Raw genomic sequence first — 15038 nt, 5'->3', positions numbered from 1 at the left:
GAAAATCTATAGTTCAATTTATCTATAACAGCATAATTGCGAGGTGAAATGAACATGGCCAAAATTCATGTGCTGGACGAGCATATTGCCAACCAGATTGCCGCAGGGGAAGTAGTGGAGCGGCCCGCTTCCGTCGTGAAGGAGCTTGTGGAGAATGCTATCGACGCCGGGAGCACCCGCATAGAAGTATCGGTGGAGGAGGGGGGGCTCCAGAGCATCCGGGTCAAGGACAACGGCTCCGGGATTGATCCCGAGGATTGTGAGACGGCCTTTTACCGCCATGCTACCAGCAAGCTGACGAATGGGCGTGATTTATTTCAAATTACGAGCCTGGGTTTCCGGGGAGAGGCTTTGCCCAGTATTGCCGCCGTCTCCAAGGTGTCGCTTCTTACCGCTAATAATGATGACGGCAAAGGCAGAGGCCTTGATATTGAGGGCGGTAAGCTGATAAGGAATGAAGATGAGCCTTCCGGCAAGGGAAGTGATCTTGCGGTACGGGAATTATTTTACAACACACCGGCAAGGCTGAAATATATGAAAAGCATTCAGACTGAGCTGGGGCATATTTCGGATGCGATGTACCGGATGGCGCTGGCGCATCCGTCAATCTCCTTTACGCTGCATCATAACGGCAATCAGCTGCTGCATTCACTCGGCAACGGTGATCTGCTGCAGGTTATTGCTGCCGTTTATGGAACCTCAGCGGCCAAGGCAATGCTGCCGATAACTGCCGAGGACCCGGATTACCGGATATCCGGTTATGTCAGCCGGCCGGAGTGGACCCGCTCGAACCGTAATGCAATCACTACGATTGTAGGCGGGCGCTACATCCGCAGCAACGGGCTTAACGCGGCAATTATGCGCGCCTATCACACGCTGCTGCCGATTAACCGCTACCCGCTGCTGGTGCTGCAGCTTGATATGCATCCGTCGCTGGTCGACGTCAATGTGCATCCGGCGAAGCTGGAGGTCCGCTTCAGCAAGGAGGCCGAGCTGTATGCTTTTGTAGAGCAGGAGATCCGCAAGGTTCTGCTTGGGCAAAGCCTGATTCCCCGTCCAGGCAAAGAAATGATCGGTGGCAAGGGCAGCAGCTCTTTTATACAGGAGCAGTTTGCATTTCCAAAAGGAGCGGTTCCACCGCCTCCTCAGGAGGGGCCTGACTCCCGGAACGGCCGGGAATCCGCTGCTCCCCGCAGCGGAATGGCACCTGCATCCGGCAATGGGCTCCCGCTTGCCGGAGACCCTGGCATGGAGCAGCCCCGTTCAGAAGGACCGCGCAGCGGCTTGCCGGTACAGCCATCCAGTGGCCGGCAGAGCGTCAGCGATGCGCCGCTCTTTGCAGGAGGTGCCGGGCAGTATGCCAATAACGCCAGTGCGGTTTCACCGCCTGGAACCATCCAGGCGCGGGAAACCGCTGCGGCCTATGGCGGGAGCGCTCCGCAAGCAGGCTGGCGCCCGCAGGACAGCAGCGCTGGCAGTACCCGGGAAGGCTATACCGCTAGCAGCTACCGCCCGTCCGCTTCCTTCAACGCTGCGCGGGGCCAGATGCCGTCTACGGAGGAGCTGTATGCCCCTTCCGGCAGTGAAGAGGCGGCTCTTCCGCAATTCCCGGAGCTGAATTATATCGGTCAGCATCACGGTACTTATATCATCGCCCAGAATGATAGCGGCCTGTATCTCATTGATCAGCATGCTGCGCATGAACGGATTAATTACGAATATTATTATGAGAAATTCGGACGTCCCGAGGATGCTTCCCAGGAGCTGCTCCTGCCGATTACTCTGGAGTTTACCCCTTCGGAGAGCCGTCAGCTTAGCGAACGGTTGCATTGGTTCCAGCAGGCGGGCGTGTATCTTGAGCATTTTGGCGGCCAGACCTTTCTGGTCCGTTCCCTCCCTTACTGGTTCCCGGAAGGGGATGAGAAGGCGGTCATTGAGGAGATGGCGGAATGGGTGCTGAGCGAGCGGTCGATTGACCTGGCGAAGCTGCGCGAGAAATCTTCGATTCTCTGCTCCTGTAAGGCTTCCATCAAGGCCAATCAGAAGCTGACCGAGCATGAAGTGGAGTCGCTCCTGTCCAGGCTGGCCGCGTGCCGTCAGCCGTACACCTGCCCTCACGGACGGCCGATTGTAGTTTCTTTCTCCGCTTATGATCTGGAGAAGCTGTTCAAACGCGTCATGTAATAGCAACACCGTAAATTTGAAGTGGGCAAGATCGGAGGCAACATGATTATAACAACGGGTTTTGACCCGATACCGGAAATTGTACTGCGGGCCCAGAGCCTTGCAGAGCGAACCGGCACTAAATACGCGCCTAGAGGCAGATTTTCCATGCCCAAGCTGTTGGAGCGATACGGAGACGGAGAGATTCTGGTGGTGCTGCAAGAGGCAGTACGGTTGATTACACCAGACATGCCGCCGATGGAGTTCCATCCCAGCATGGGCTTTGTCCGGGCTAAGAGGCTTATCCGGGGCGAGCTTGACCCTATGCTTGAGGCTGCCGGAATGGTGCCAGGTGACAGCGTGCTGGACTGCACGGCAGGCCTCGGCAGCGATTCAATGCTGTTTGCCATGCATGGCGGCGAGAATTCAACGGTCACTGCACTGGAAAGCTCTTTGCCGCTGTATGCGCTCCTCCTTGAAGGAATGAGCCATTATATCTCAGGACAAGAGAAGGTGAACGAGGCGCTGCGCCGTGTGCGCGTTGTGCACAGCGATCATCTGGCCTACCTGCGGGCTCAGCCGGACAAGAGTGTGGACATCGTCTATTTTGACCCTATGTTCCGTGTGCCGCTAACGGATTCATCGGCGATTTCCCCGCTGCGTCATTTCGCGAATGCGGCGGCTTTGTCGCCGGAGAGTGTTGCGGAGGCAGTTAGAGTAGCGCGAAAGACCGTTCTTTTAAAAGAAAAAGCCTTAAGCGGAGAATTCTCCCGGCTTGGCTTCTCCGAACTGCTGCGGGGCAGCGCCAAAATATCGTACGGGGTGATATCCATTGACAACTGAGACTAAACGCAGGGTTCTGGTGCTGCTTGGCCCGACTGCGGTCGGTAAAACCAGGCTTAGCCTTGAGCTGGCGCAAGCATATAATGCCGAGATTATCTCTGGGGATTCGATGCAGGTCTACCGCGGCATGGATATCGGCACAGCCAAGATAACGCCTGCGGAAATGCAGGGTATTCCCCATCATCTGATTGATATCCATGATCCGCAGGAGTCCTATTCGGCTGCTGAATTTCAGGAGCAGGGCGTCAAGCTGATTGAAGAGATCAGCGTGAGAGGAAAGCTTCCATTTATCGTAGGCGGGACTGGCCTGTATATTGAGTCGCTGTGCTATGGCTTCCGCTTCTCGGAAGCGGTGGCGGATGAAGCTTTCCGCAGTGAGATGGATGCATATGCGGAGACACACGGGGCAGAGGCGCTGCATGCGCGGCTGGCTGCAGTAGATCCGGCAAGCGCAGCCAGACTGCACCCCAATGACCGCCGCAGAATCATCCGGGCGCTGGAGATACAGCATCAGACGAAGGTCACGCTTTCCGAGTCGCACGAAGGGCAAAAAAAGGAATCTCCTTACGAGCTGTGCCTCATAGGTTTGACAATGGACCGGAAAATACTATATAAACGTATTGAAGACCGAATTGATCAGATGCTGGCGGACGGACTCGTCGCCGAGGTGGAAGGACTGCTGCAACGCGGCTACAGCAGAAGCCTTGTGTCCATGCAGGGACTGGGCTACAAGGAAATTGCCGCCTACCTCGCGGGCGAAATGACGCTGGACGAGGCTGTGACTCTTTTAAAGCGCGATACCCGCCGATTCGCCAAGAGACAGTTGTCATGGTTTCGCCACATGAAGGATATTCAGTGGATCGACATCAACGAGAGCCAAAACTTTTCAGAGAATTTTGCCAAAATCCGTGCTATAATAGCAGGAAAGTTTCTCTCCGGTCTTGAATATACTTCTGAACAATCTAATTGAACCATTGGGGGTACGTCATATGAACAAGTCCATTAACATCCAAGATACGTTCTTGAACCAGTTGCGTAAAGAAAATATCCCTGCCACAGTATATCTGACCAACGGCTTTCAAATCCGTGGAATCATCAAAGCCTTCGATAACTTCACGATTGTCATCGACAGCGACGGCCGCCAGCAAATGGTGTACAAGCATGCAATTTCCACGTTTACACCGCAGCGCAGCGTATCGCTCATGCAGGACAGCGGAAGCGAAGAATAAGTTTTTACAGTCTTAGAGCGAAACCTTTTTGTTTATAAATCGTTTGAATAGAGAGTGCGAGAGAGCAACCTGTGAGGGTTGTTCTTTTCATTCGTGCACTCAACTACAGGATTTTTCCGAGAGGGAGTCAGGAGGTACCATGTCCAGAGACGAAATATCCAGGACGAATCGTAATAGAAACAGTAGTTCAAATGTATCCAGTTCCAGTTCCAGTTCCAGTTCAAAGGGTAAACCGCCGAAGAAAAAGAAAAGCTTTCTAACGAAAAAGCGTGTGCTGTGGACATTGTTTTTTGCTACGGCGCTGGCAATTTTTTGTGCGCTGGGCGGTTATCTGTTCATCATGGTGAACGGTCAGAAGCTGCTGGATGCGAACATTGACAAGCTGACGGTAAACGAGACTACGAAGATTTATGACCGGAATGCGAATTTGATCGGGGAGCTGGCGCTGGAGAAAAGTGAGCCGGTGGAATATGAGGCGATTCCCAAGCTGCTTGTTGACGCCTTTGTTGCCACCGAGGACAGACGGTTCTTCGAACACAGCGGTGTGGATCTTTGGTCAATCGGCCGTGCGGCGGTGAAGGATATTGCGGCGCGCAGCATGGTTGAGGGCGGGAGTACGATCACCCAGCAGCTCGCGAAGAATATATTCCTGACCCGGGATAAGACTTTTTTCCGTAAGGCGACAGAGGTTTCAATCGCAGTGGCGCTGGAGAACAAGTACACCAAAGAAGATATCATTACTAAGTATCTCAACCGCATCAACTTCGGCGGCACGATATACGGCATCAAGGCAGCATCCATCCGTTATTTTGGCAAAAGCGATCTGAATAAGCTTAAGGTCTGGGAGATTGCCACACTGGCGGCTATGCCGAAGGGACCTTCCCGTTACAACCCGCTGCGTAATCCTGAGCTGTCCAAGGAACGGCGTGGTGTAGTGCTCCAACTGATGTATGAGCAAGGGTACATTACCAAGGATCAGATGGACGAAGCCAAGGTGGTTGATTACAACTATAAACCGCCGGAAAGCAAGCAGCGTTATCAGGCATTCATTGATTATGCTGTCGGTGAGGCTGAAGAAAAGTTCGGATTGTCCGAGGATGATCTTAATATCGGCGGGTACAAAATCTACACGACCATGGACAAACATGCCCAGGAAACGGTGGAAGATGCATTTGCGGACAGCTCCAACTTTGAGAAAAGCGTCGATGATCAGCTGGTGCAAGGCTCGATGACGATCATCAATCAGGAGAATGGCAGCATTGTGGCGCTTCTTGGCGGACGTAATTATGAGAAAAAAGGCTACAGCCGTGTCGACGGCAGCCGCCGCTCGCCAGGCTCCTCATTTAAGCCGCTGGTTGCTTATGCGCCTGCGCTGGAGTCGGGCAAGTTCACAAGCAGCTCGCTACTCAGCAATGAAAAGCAGTGCTTCGGCAAATATTGCCCGAACAATCTGCACGGTTATTCGAAGACGATCAGCATGGGCGATGCCCTGACAAAGTCGGAGAATATACCAGCCGTATGGCTGCTGAACGAAATCGGTGTGAATACCGGCTTCCAGTTCGCCAAGAATCTGGGGATACCTCTGAAGGATGAGGACAAAAACCTCTCGCTTGCGCTCGGAGGCATGAGCGAAGGTACGAACACGCTGGAGATGGCGCAGGCCTACAGTGCCTTTGCCAATGGCGGTGAGCTGCGGGAAGCCTATTCGATTAAATCAATTACCAACAGCGACGGCGATACCGTCTACAAGGCCAATACAACCCCGAAACGGGTTATGACCGAGAACACGGCTTACCAAATGACAGAAATGATGCAGAAGGTTGTACAAGACGGTACAGGTAAAAAAGCAAAAATCGACCGTCCTGTAGCCGGTAAAACAGGTACTACGCAAAGCGGGTACGAAGGCATCAGCTCTAACCGGGATGTATGGTTTGTCGGATACACTCCTGAATGGACTGCTGCGGTCTGGATGGGGTATGACAAGCCAAGCAGAACCCATTTGCTCAAGAACAGCAGTCCGCTTGCGGCGGCGTTCTGGGGCAAGGTGATGGAGGAAGCGCTGAAGGGCGTTCCGTCCAAGGCCTTCCCGCAGCCGGAGGGAGTAAGCCAGCCGTCTCCATCACCGACTGCGGACACGGTACAGCCTGTTAATGGGCTGAATGCAGCTTATGATCCATCGACAATGACGGTCAACCTAAGCTGGGCGGCTGTGCCGACCGCAGGTGTAGAATACAGAATCTACCGCAAAGAAACGTCCGAGTCTAATTTCAGTCCGGTGCTTAACACGGCTTCGACCAGTGTTGGCGATATCAGCGCTATGCCTGGACTGACATACGAATACTATGTGACAGCTTACTATCCTGAACTGGATGTCGAAAGCGAACCTTCAGCTACAGTTACCGTCGAAGTCCAAGACGAGCAGCCGACACCTGAACCGACGATTGATCCGAATCTTCCGACAGATTCAACCGGAAATGGCGGGGATAACGGTCAAGGTAACGGCAACGGTAACGGAAATCCTGGTGACAACAACGGCAACGGGAATGGTCAAGGGAACGGTGGCAATAACGGTAACGGCAATGGCAATGGTAACCAGGGAGGCAATAGTGGCGGCGGTCCGGTAATAACACCGGAAGCTACGCCACCACCGCCTTCAGATACACCGGTAACTACGGATGTTCCGGCTTCGACCACTGGTCCAGGCGGCACAGAGAACGGCGGGGCCGCCAGCGCAGATCCGGCTGCCGGCATGGTAGATCAAGGCAATGCACCTCAATAGATTGAGCTGAAGTTCAAAGATAATGAAACCTTCATCCTCCGTCAGCCAGGCAGTCTCTCCCAATAGGGAGATTGCCTGGCTGATTTTTTTGTTGCCAGGTTTGAATCCCCTTTGTCGCATTTTGTAAGGGATGTTTTGAGTGTGTCTCCTAAATGTGTTAAGCTGAAGACACCATTTCTTGAGAGGGTCATTCATATGAAACGTAAATTCGGAGACCGGGCCAACTGGCGCCGGATTACGCGCCGCCATTTTGCTTGCCGCTATGTGGAAAGCCGGGAATTCAGCGGATATATTACACTTTATACGATTTATGGGCTGAAGGAACCACTGTGGAAGAGCTATGGCAGGCATACATACCGCATTGCGGACAAAGGATATTCATGGCTGCAATATTTTCCTAAAGACAGCCATTACATTGTGACGGCTATGTTCGACGAACGGCAGAATATCGTACAATGGTACATTGACACCTGCAAGGTCCAGGGAGTCACAGATCAGGGGGTTCCGTGGTTTGACGACTTGTATCTGGATGTTGTGGTGCTGTGGAACGGAGAGGTGTTTTTGCTGGATGAGGACGAGCTGGAGGAAGCGCTGGAACGTGGGGATATTACGGACAGCGACTACAATTTGGCCTGGGCAACAGCGAACAATATTTTACGCAGCATAGACGCTCATGCCTTTCCTTACTTCGCCCTCTCGCTTAAGCATCGCGCCGAATTGTTCCATCATGGAGAATTCAGGAGGAAATAGAATGGAATGGTATGTCTATCAAAGGGGCTCATCCCCGATTCGTAAAATGTCCCGAAAAGGACGTTCCCGTTTCAAACGAAAGATATGGATTGCTGTAATTGTCTGTGTTGTAGCGGGACTGGCATGGTCCGGGGTTGCTCTAAATAAGATCAACAGCGCAGCGACAACCTCACCGATGATGAAAGCGGATGCGGGTATTGTTCTAGGCATGTCAATGTGGGGCGACGAGCCTAGTCCTGGATTGAAGGAAAGGCTTGATTACGGGCTGAAGCTCTACAAGGAAGGGATTTTCACCCGTTTTATTGTTTCAGGCGGTCTGGATCATGCGGACTACAAATACACCGAAGCTGAAGGCATGAAGAATTATCTGGTTGGACAGGGTGTGCCGGAGAAGGTAATCCTTCTCGAGAATAAATCTACCAGCACCTATGAGAATCTCCTGTTCAGCCAGCGGATCATGCGTTCCGAAGGTTTGTCCACAGCGGTCATTATTACGCATGCCTTTCATGGACGGCGGGCGCTGGAAATTGCCGAGAAGCTGGACTATGCCCAGCCTGAGCTCGGGCTGACCGACTCACAGGTGATGTCCATGTTCAAGTACAAAACCCGCGAGATTCTGGCCTATACGAAATGGAAGCTGCAGGAGCTTTCTCTGTAAGCTAATCTCAAAAAGAAAGCAAGTTCCTGAAACTGCTAATAACACCTCATGCTTCGGAATAGACTTGAAATATAATATAGTTAAAGTCAGTCCTGGACAATGGGGTGAACAAGGTGAACGGACGCGTAGCGGCGGCAAGCGGGCGGGAGGAAGGCAGACCGTCACGACAAATTAATATTGTGCTGCGGAATCAAGAAGCGCCGGCAGTAAATAATGCAGCTGCAGACAGCCTGGTTCAGGCTATACCTTCCAAGAATCACGGATATAGCGGACTGTTCCAGGAGATTAGCAAGGAACTTGACGCACTCGTGGGATTGGAGAATATCAAGGAGCTTGTCTTTGAGATATATGCTCTGCTGCAGGTTGCCCAGATGCGCAGCGAAGCAGGACTTGCTTGTGGCAGCCAGGCCTATCATATGGTGTTCAAAGGCAACCCCGGCACTGGCAAAACAACAGTGGCCAGGATTGTTGCGAAGCTCTTCCAGCGGATGGGTGTCCTCAGCAAAGGCCATTTAATCGAAGTGGAGAGAGCTGATCTTGTTGGAGAATATATCGGCCATACCGCCCAAAAGACACGGGATTTAGTGAAAAAGGCGCTCGGCGGCATTCTTTTTATTGATGAGGCCTATAGTCTTGCCCGCGGTGGAGACAAGGATTTCGGTAAAGAGGCGATAGATACTCTGGTAAAATCAATGGAAGATCATCGTAGTCAATTCGTGCTGATTTTGGCCGGATATTCCAGTGAGATTGATTATTTTCTTATGAGCAATCCGGGTCTGCCCTCGCGGTTTCCGATCCAGGTAGAGTTTCCGGACTATACGATTGACCAGTTGCTGCAAATTGCCGAGCTGATGGCCAAGGAGCGCGATTATATTTTGATGCCGCAGGCCATACTCAAACTAAAGCAGCATCTGCTGATGGAGAAGACGGAAAGTCTGCATGCCTTCAGCAATGCGCGTTATGTGCGCAACTCCATTGAGAAAGCCCTGCGTTCCCAAGCTGTGCGCCTCCTGAATCAATACGAGAGCACGAGCCCGGGCAAGCAGGAGCTAATGACCCTGCGCACCGAAGACTTTAAGCTGTAGACAGCAAACTGTTCATAGGCGGAAGGTATACCTCTTCAGGTAAATAGATAAGGAGTATGTAATTAATGGCAACCACGACACATGATACAGAAACAGAAGTACAGGACCGGGCGATCTTAGTCAGTCTAGTCACGGACAAAATCAAACGCTCCGGCATTGACCCCGAGCTCTCGCTGCAGGAATTGGTTCAGCTAGCGGAGACCGCAGGGGTTGAGGTGCTGGAGGTTATGCGCCAGAACAAGGAGACTCCCGACTCCAAGTGGTTCATTGGTAAAGGCAAGGTAGAAGAGCTGCGGATGGCCGCTGACGGCCTTGGGGCGAATACGGCTATCTTTGACCAGGAGCTGTCCGGGGCACAGGTACGCAACCTTGAGGAGACTCTGGACCTGAAGATTATTGACCGTACCCAGCTTATTCTGGATATTTTTGCAGGGCGCGCCAAAACGCGCGAGGGCATTATCCAGGTCGAGCTGGCACAGCTCTCCTATTTGCTGCCGCGTTTGTCCGGGCACGGGAAGAATCTGTCCAGACTGGGCGGCGGCATCGGCACTAGAGGCCCGGGGGAAAGCAAGCTGGAAACGGACCGCCGCCATATCCGCGACCGGATTGCCGAGCTGAAGCGCCAGTTGGACGAAGTTGTCAAGACGCGTGAGCTGCATCGTGAACGCCGCAGAAAGAGCGGGGCCGTACAGGTGGCGCTGGTCGGATATACGAACGCCGGAAAATCTACGCTGCTTAAACAGCTTACGAATGCCGATGTTTATATTGAAAACCAGTTATTCGCGACACTCGACCCGACCTCGCGTGTGCTGCAGCTTCCCGGAGGGAAGGAAGTAGTGCTTACCGATACGGTTGGCTTCATCCAGAACCTGCCGCATGATCTGGTGGCATCCTTCCGGGCTACACTGGAGGAGGTCAATGAAGCCAATCTGGTGCTGCATGTGGTCGATGCTTCCTCGCCGATGCGGGAAGAGCAAATGGAAGTGGTGCAGGTCATCCTGCAGGATCTTGGCGCGGCGGGGAAACCACAAATTGTATTGTTCAACAAAAGCGATGCCTGCCGGCTTGATCAGTTGGAAATGCTGCCTGCTGGACCAGGGCATCTGAAGGTCAGCGCATTTAACCCTGAGGACCTGACCCGGATCACAGAGATCATCGCTGATGAGCTGGCCGGAGACACATTGACTTTTCGGATTCCCGGGGACCGCGGGGACTTGTCTTCGCTGCTCTATCGGGTGGGCGAAGTGCTTGAACAGCATTTTGACGAGAACGATGTTCTGTACAACGTCCGCCTGAATAAAGAGGATTACGGCAAATGGAGCTATAAGCTCGCTGAGTTTGTGGAGCAGGAATAGACCCGACCCGGAGAATACGACGTAGCTCTGACTTTTCATGGCAAGTAAATGTAATGTAAGGAGAGAACTAGGGGAATGGCAGTTTTTGCAGAGGATATTTTACAGGCGGCAGAGGCCGCAGAGCAGGAAATCGAAGGTGCGGTGAAGTCGCTTGACCGGATAGTCGATCATAATCAGTGGAAGGTAATTGAGGCTTTTCAGCGGCAGCAGGTGAGCGATTTTCATTTTGCCGGCTCTACAGGGTATGCTTATAATGACCGGGGCCGTGAGGTGCTGGATCTTGTCTATGCGGCGGTGTTCGGCGCGGAAGCCGCGCTGGTACGCCCGCATTTCGCCTCCGGTACACATACGATATCTACAGCGCTCTTTGGCGTGCTGCGTCCCGGAGATGAGCTACTGTACATCACAGGCCGTCCTTACGATACGCTGCATAAGGTAGTCGGCAAACCGGGAGACGGCACCGGCTCCCTGGCTGATTTCGGAATCGGTTATCGCGAAACGGCATTAACAGCTGAAGGGAAAATTGATTGGGTAGAGGTAGCACTGGCTATTAATGACAATACCAAGGTGATCGGGATTCAGCGGTCCCGCGGGTATGACTGGCGTTCCTCTTTTACCGTTGAAGAGATCGGTGAGATGGTGGCAAAGGCTAAAGAGCTGAAACCGGATGTAATCGTATTCGTAGATAATTGCTATGGCGAATTTACAGAAAAGCTGGAGCCGCCTCAGGTGGGAGCGGATCTTGTTGCCGGGTCGCTGATTAAGAATCCGGGCGGCGGAATCGCCGAGACGGGCGGTTATATCTGCGGCCGCCGCGATCTTGTGGAGCTTGCGGCCTACCGGCTGACTGCGCCGGGGATTGGCGGTGAAGTGGGCGCTATGCTGGGGACAACGAGAGGGCTATATCAGGGGCTGTTCATGGCACCGCATACAGTGGGACAGGCAGTGAAAGGCAGCATCTTCGCTGCTGCTGTGTTCCAGCGCTGCGGGTTTACGACCAAGCCAGCCTGGGATGAGCCGCGTACGGATCTGATCCAGGCGGTGGCTTTTGACGGACCGGAGCATCTGATCGCCTTTGTACAGGGCATTCAGCGTGCCGCCGCCGTTGACAGTCATGTCGTTCCCGAGCCGTGGGATATGCCAGGTTATGAGCATCCTGTCATTATGGCGGCAGGTACATTCATCCAGGGTGGCAGCTTGGAGTTATCTGCGGATGCGCCGATCCGGGCGCCGTATATCGGCTATATGCAAGGCGGATTAACGTATTCTCACGTAAAATATGGAGTTTTGATGGCTTTACAAAGTATGAGAGATCGCAGACTATTGTAAAGTAAACTTACATACCATTGACACGCCAAATTAAGAAATGTACAATGAGATGAGAAAAAGATCATTGGAAGGTTGGATGAGTCATGGGTGATGAAATCCGCAGAAATATGGCATTATTCCCTATAGGAATCGTAATGAAGCTAACTGATTTATCTGCAAGACAAATTCGTTATTATGAGCAGCACAGCCTGATCGTGCCCGCGCGCACATCCGGCAACCAGCGTTTGTTCTCATTCAATGATGTAGAACGTCTATTGGAGATCAAGGCATTGATAGAGAAGGGGGTTAATATTGCCGGCATCAAGCAGGTGATGAACCCTGTTTCGAAGGAATCTGAAGAAGCTACGGTCATTACCCCTGATACAGAGGTAAGACGTAGAGAATTGTCTGACTCACAGCTTCACCGTTTACTGAAGCAGGAGCTGGTTTCCGGTAAAAGACCGGGACAAGTGTCTCTCATTCAAGGCGAGCTATCCCGGTTTTTTAATAAATAATACACAGAGACTTGAAAGGGAGAGGGTAAAGTGAGCTTTTCAAAAGATGATATTCTGCGTGTCGCCAAGGAAGAAAACGTCCGTTTTATTCGTCTGCAATTTACCGATTTGCTTGGCACGATCAAAAACGTGGAAATTCCCGTTAGTCAGCTCGAAAAAGCGCTCGACAACAAGATGATGTTTGACGGCTCTTCTATCGAAGGTTACGTTCGAATCGAAGAATCCGACATGTACCTCTACCCTGATCTTAGCACATGGGTTATTTTCCCTTGGGTTACGGACAGCAAGGTTGCACGCCTGATTTGTGATGTGTACATGCCTGACGGAACGCCTTTTGCCGGCGACCCTCGCGGTATTCTCAAACGCTGCCTGGAGGAAGCCGAAGAAATGGGCTTTACCGCAATGAACGTTGGACCTGAGCCGGAATTCTTCCTGTTCAGAACCGATGAGAAGGGTAATCCAACTACAGAGCTGAACGACCAAGGCGGATATTTTGATTTGGCGCCGATGGATCTTGGGGAGAACTGCCGCCGCGAGATCGTATTGACTCTTGAAAAAATGGGCTTCGAAATTGAAGCATCGCATCACGAAGTCGCTTCCGGCCAGCATGAGATTGACTTTAAATATGCTGACGCCATCAAGGCAGCTGACCAAATCCAGACCTTTAAGCTTGTCGTGAAGACGGTAGCCCGCCAGCATGGCCTGCATGCAACCTTTATGCCTAAGCCTCTCTTTGGCATGAACGGTTCCGGGATGCACGCACACCAATCCTTGTTCAAAGGCAGTGAGAATGTCTTCTACGATGAAAGCGACACACTTGGCCTAAGCAAAACTGCGCGTTACTACATGGCCGGCATTCTGAAGCACGCACGTGCTTTTGCGGCTATTACGAACCCGACAGTGAACTCCTACAAACGTCTGGTGCCTGGTTACGAAGCGCCTTGTTATGTAGCTTGGTCTGCCAGCAACCGCAGCCCAATGATCCGTATTCCGGCATCGAGAGGGCTCAGTACACGCATTGAGGTCCGCAACCCGGACCCGGCAGCTAATCCGTACCTTGCACTTGCTGTAATGTTGAAGGCAGGTCTTGACGGCATCAAACGTCAGCTTGATCTTCCGGCTCCAATCGACCGCAACATCTATGTGATGTCTGAGGAAGAACGGATCGAAGAAGGCATTCCAAGCCTGCCGTCTGATCTGAAGGAAGCGCTGAATGAAATGATCCGCAGCCATGTTATCACCGAAGCTCTCGGCGAGCATGCGCTGGCTCACTTCTACGAACTGAAAGAAATCGAGTGGGATATCTATCGGACGCAAGTACATGAATGGGAAAGAGATCAGTACATGACTCTTTACTAGGATGAAGCAGCCCTTGACGCTCTAAGCGCTCAAGGGTTTTTTTGCGTGGATTCCGTGAGAAAATAATTAACGGCCCCGCGTACGGGACCGTCTGCTGTGGATCAGGAATTTGTGTATTTTAAAAATTCATGAGGGACTTCGGTTTCGCCAAGAATGGCTTCAACAGCTTTCCAAGCCTCTTGGAATTGGTTCCCGCTGTAATTCGTTCTATTGCTTGTCGGACTTGAGAGCGACATATCAAAAACTATAAATTCACCTTCCTCCTCAATCACTCTAAAGCTTACAGTGCGGTCTTTTTTCTGAATTCGTACTTCTTCCACTGTGCATCCTCCTCTTTATCTCTTAGGGAACAACTAACTTAGTCTTATCAAATCCTGAACGGAAAGGCAAGTTCATCCATTTAAAATCTATATAGGATGAACTTGAAAAATCATAAAGAGGGTAAAAGTATGGAGGGGAAGTTTGGAACTGGAGGAGCGTCAGCGTCCGCCTTTGTCTGCGAATTTCCACCGCGAAGAGCGGTACAAATCAAGAAATCTGCAGACGGGCAGCGGCCGGAAGTCCAAACATTCCCCGCAGTACGACCAGACCCCAACATGAAAATCTAAAGTTCATCTTATCTAGTTCATGTAAATTATTGCATAGCTAAATCTGACGTAATGTGACACAATGAAAGAAAATGCGAAAGGAGCTATCTGGTATGGAACAAGCTAATTCGACGCTGATTCTTGATTTGCTGGATGTTCATAATATCCGGGTGAATGTTGAAGACAAGCAAATGACTTTTGTCGAGGCTGTAGAGACTGAGGCGAGATCGCAAGGTGTTGAAGTGTCCGGAGCGCACAAAGTTGTTTTACCCGAAAACCATGGTTATTTGAAAGAGAGCATCGAAACAGCTTTGAAGCATATAGAAGAGAAGTAATGTGAAGGTCCACAGATCGTGGGGCTTTTTTCTTTGCGTTTTAATGAATCTTATATAGAGTGGCATGACCTT

The 15038-nt window shown here is 51.8% G+C and carries 15 protein-coding genes; 14 read left to right on the top strand and 1 reads right to left on the bottom strand.

The window, feature by feature from the left end:
- The first annotated feature begins 54 nt into the window (after window positions 1–54).
- From mutL to glnA, 12 genes are all read left to right on the top strand, one after another.
- Window positions 55–2184, top strand: a complete 2130-nt coding sequence (gene mutL / locus ACX1DY_RS01640; protein ID WP_458962453.1) for a DNA mismatch repair endonuclease MutL — start codon at window positions 55–57, stop codon at window positions 2182–2184.
- A gap of 42 nt (window positions 2185–2226) precedes the next feature.
- A complete protein-coding gene (locus ACX1DY_RS01635) occupies window positions 2227–3006 on the top strand; it encodes a class I SAM-dependent methyltransferase (protein ID WP_458962452.1) in 780 nt (259 codons plus the stop codon).
- Window positions 2996–3976: a tRNA (adenosine(37)-N6)-dimethylallyltransferase MiaA gene (gene miaA, locus ACX1DY_RS01630; RefSeq protein WP_458962451.1), complete on the top strand. Its 981-nt coding sequence runs from the start codon at window positions 2996–2998 to the stop codon at window positions 3974–3976. Before ACX1DY_RS01635 ends, miaA begins: the two co-directional genes overlap by 11 nt.
- A 19-nt stretch (window positions 3977–3995) precedes the next feature.
- The gene (hfq, locus tag ACX1DY_RS01625; RefSeq protein WP_019910673.1) at window positions 3996–4235 is read left to right on the top strand and encodes an RNA chaperone Hfq; all 240 of its coding nucleotides are present in this window, start codon (window positions 3996–3998) and stop codon (window positions 4233–4235) included.
- 139 nt (window positions 4236–4374) lie between these two features.
- Window positions 4375–7014, top strand: coding sequence for a transglycosylase domain-containing protein (locus tag ACX1DY_RS01620; RefSeq protein WP_458962450.1), 2640 nt, complete (start codon window positions 4375–4377; stop codon window positions 7012–7014).
- Window positions 7015–7209: 195 nt separating this feature from the next.
- Window positions 7210–7764, top strand: a complete 555-nt coding sequence (locus tag ACX1DY_RS01615) for a DUF402 domain-containing protein (protein WP_458962449.1) — start codon at window positions 7210–7212, stop codon at window positions 7762–7764.
- A gap of 1 nt (window position 7765) precedes the next feature.
- A complete protein-coding gene (locus tag ACX1DY_RS01610; protein ID WP_458962448.1) occupies window positions 7766–8422 on the top strand; it encodes a YdcF family protein in 657 nt (218 codons plus the stop codon).
- Window positions 8423–8535: 113 nt separating this feature from the next.
- Complete coding sequence (locus tag ACX1DY_RS01605) at window positions 8536–9507, top strand: AAA family ATPase (protein WP_458962447.1); 972 nt, start codon at window positions 8536–8538, stop codon at window positions 9505–9507.
- A 65-nt stretch (window positions 9508–9572) separates the two neighbouring features.
- On the top strand, window positions 9573–10862 hold the full coding sequence (gene hflX, locus ACX1DY_RS01600) for a GTPase HflX (protein ID WP_458962446.1): 1290 nt from the start codon (window positions 9573–9575) through the stop codon (window positions 10860–10862).
- Between the two features lie 75 nt (window positions 10863–10937).
- Complete coding sequence (locus ACX1DY_RS01595; protein WP_458962445.1) at window positions 10938–12191, top strand: methionine gamma-lyase family protein; 1254 nt, start codon at window positions 10938–10940, stop codon at window positions 12189–12191.
- A gap of 83 nt (window positions 12192–12274) precedes the next feature.
- On the top strand, window positions 12275–12685 hold the full coding sequence (locus ACX1DY_RS01590; RefSeq protein ID WP_019910684.1) for a MerR family transcriptional regulator: 411 nt from the start codon (window positions 12275–12277) through the stop codon (window positions 12683–12685).
- A gap of 30 nt (window positions 12686–12715) precedes the next feature.
- Window positions 12716–14044, top strand: coding sequence for a type I glutamate--ammonia ligase (glnA, locus tag ACX1DY_RS01585; RefSeq protein WP_458962444.1), 1329 nt, complete (start codon window positions 12716–12718; stop codon window positions 14042–14044).
- Between the two features lie 101 nt (window positions 14045–14145).
- On the opposite strand, the gene ACX1DY_RS01580 is transcribed toward glnA, so the two are convergent.
- On the bottom strand, window positions 14146–14364 hold the full coding sequence (locus ACX1DY_RS01580; RefSeq protein WP_458962443.1) for a hypothetical protein: 219 nt from the start codon (window positions 14362–14364) through the stop codon (window positions 14146–14148).
- Between the two features lie 142 nt (window positions 14365–14506).
- Between ACX1DY_RS01580 and ACX1DY_RS01575 the strand changes: the two genes are divergently transcribed.
- Together ACX1DY_RS01575 and ACX1DY_RS01570 are read left to right on the top strand one after the other, a co-directional pair.
- Window positions 14507–14644, top strand: coding sequence for a hypothetical protein (locus ACX1DY_RS01575; RefSeq protein WP_458962442.1), 138 nt, complete (start codon window positions 14507–14509; stop codon window positions 14642–14644).
- 100 nt (window positions 14645–14744) lie between these two features.
- A complete protein-coding gene (locus ACX1DY_RS01570; RefSeq protein ID WP_458962441.1) occupies window positions 14745–14966 on the top strand; it encodes a hypothetical protein in 222 nt (73 codons plus the stop codon).
- Window positions 14967–15038 lie beyond the last annotated feature (72 nt).

The organism is Paenibacillus sp. BAC0078 (assembly GCF_054483875.1).
The sequence above is the reverse complement of the archived record's forward strand: the minus strand, read 5'-3'. Positions and strand labels throughout refer to the sequence as shown.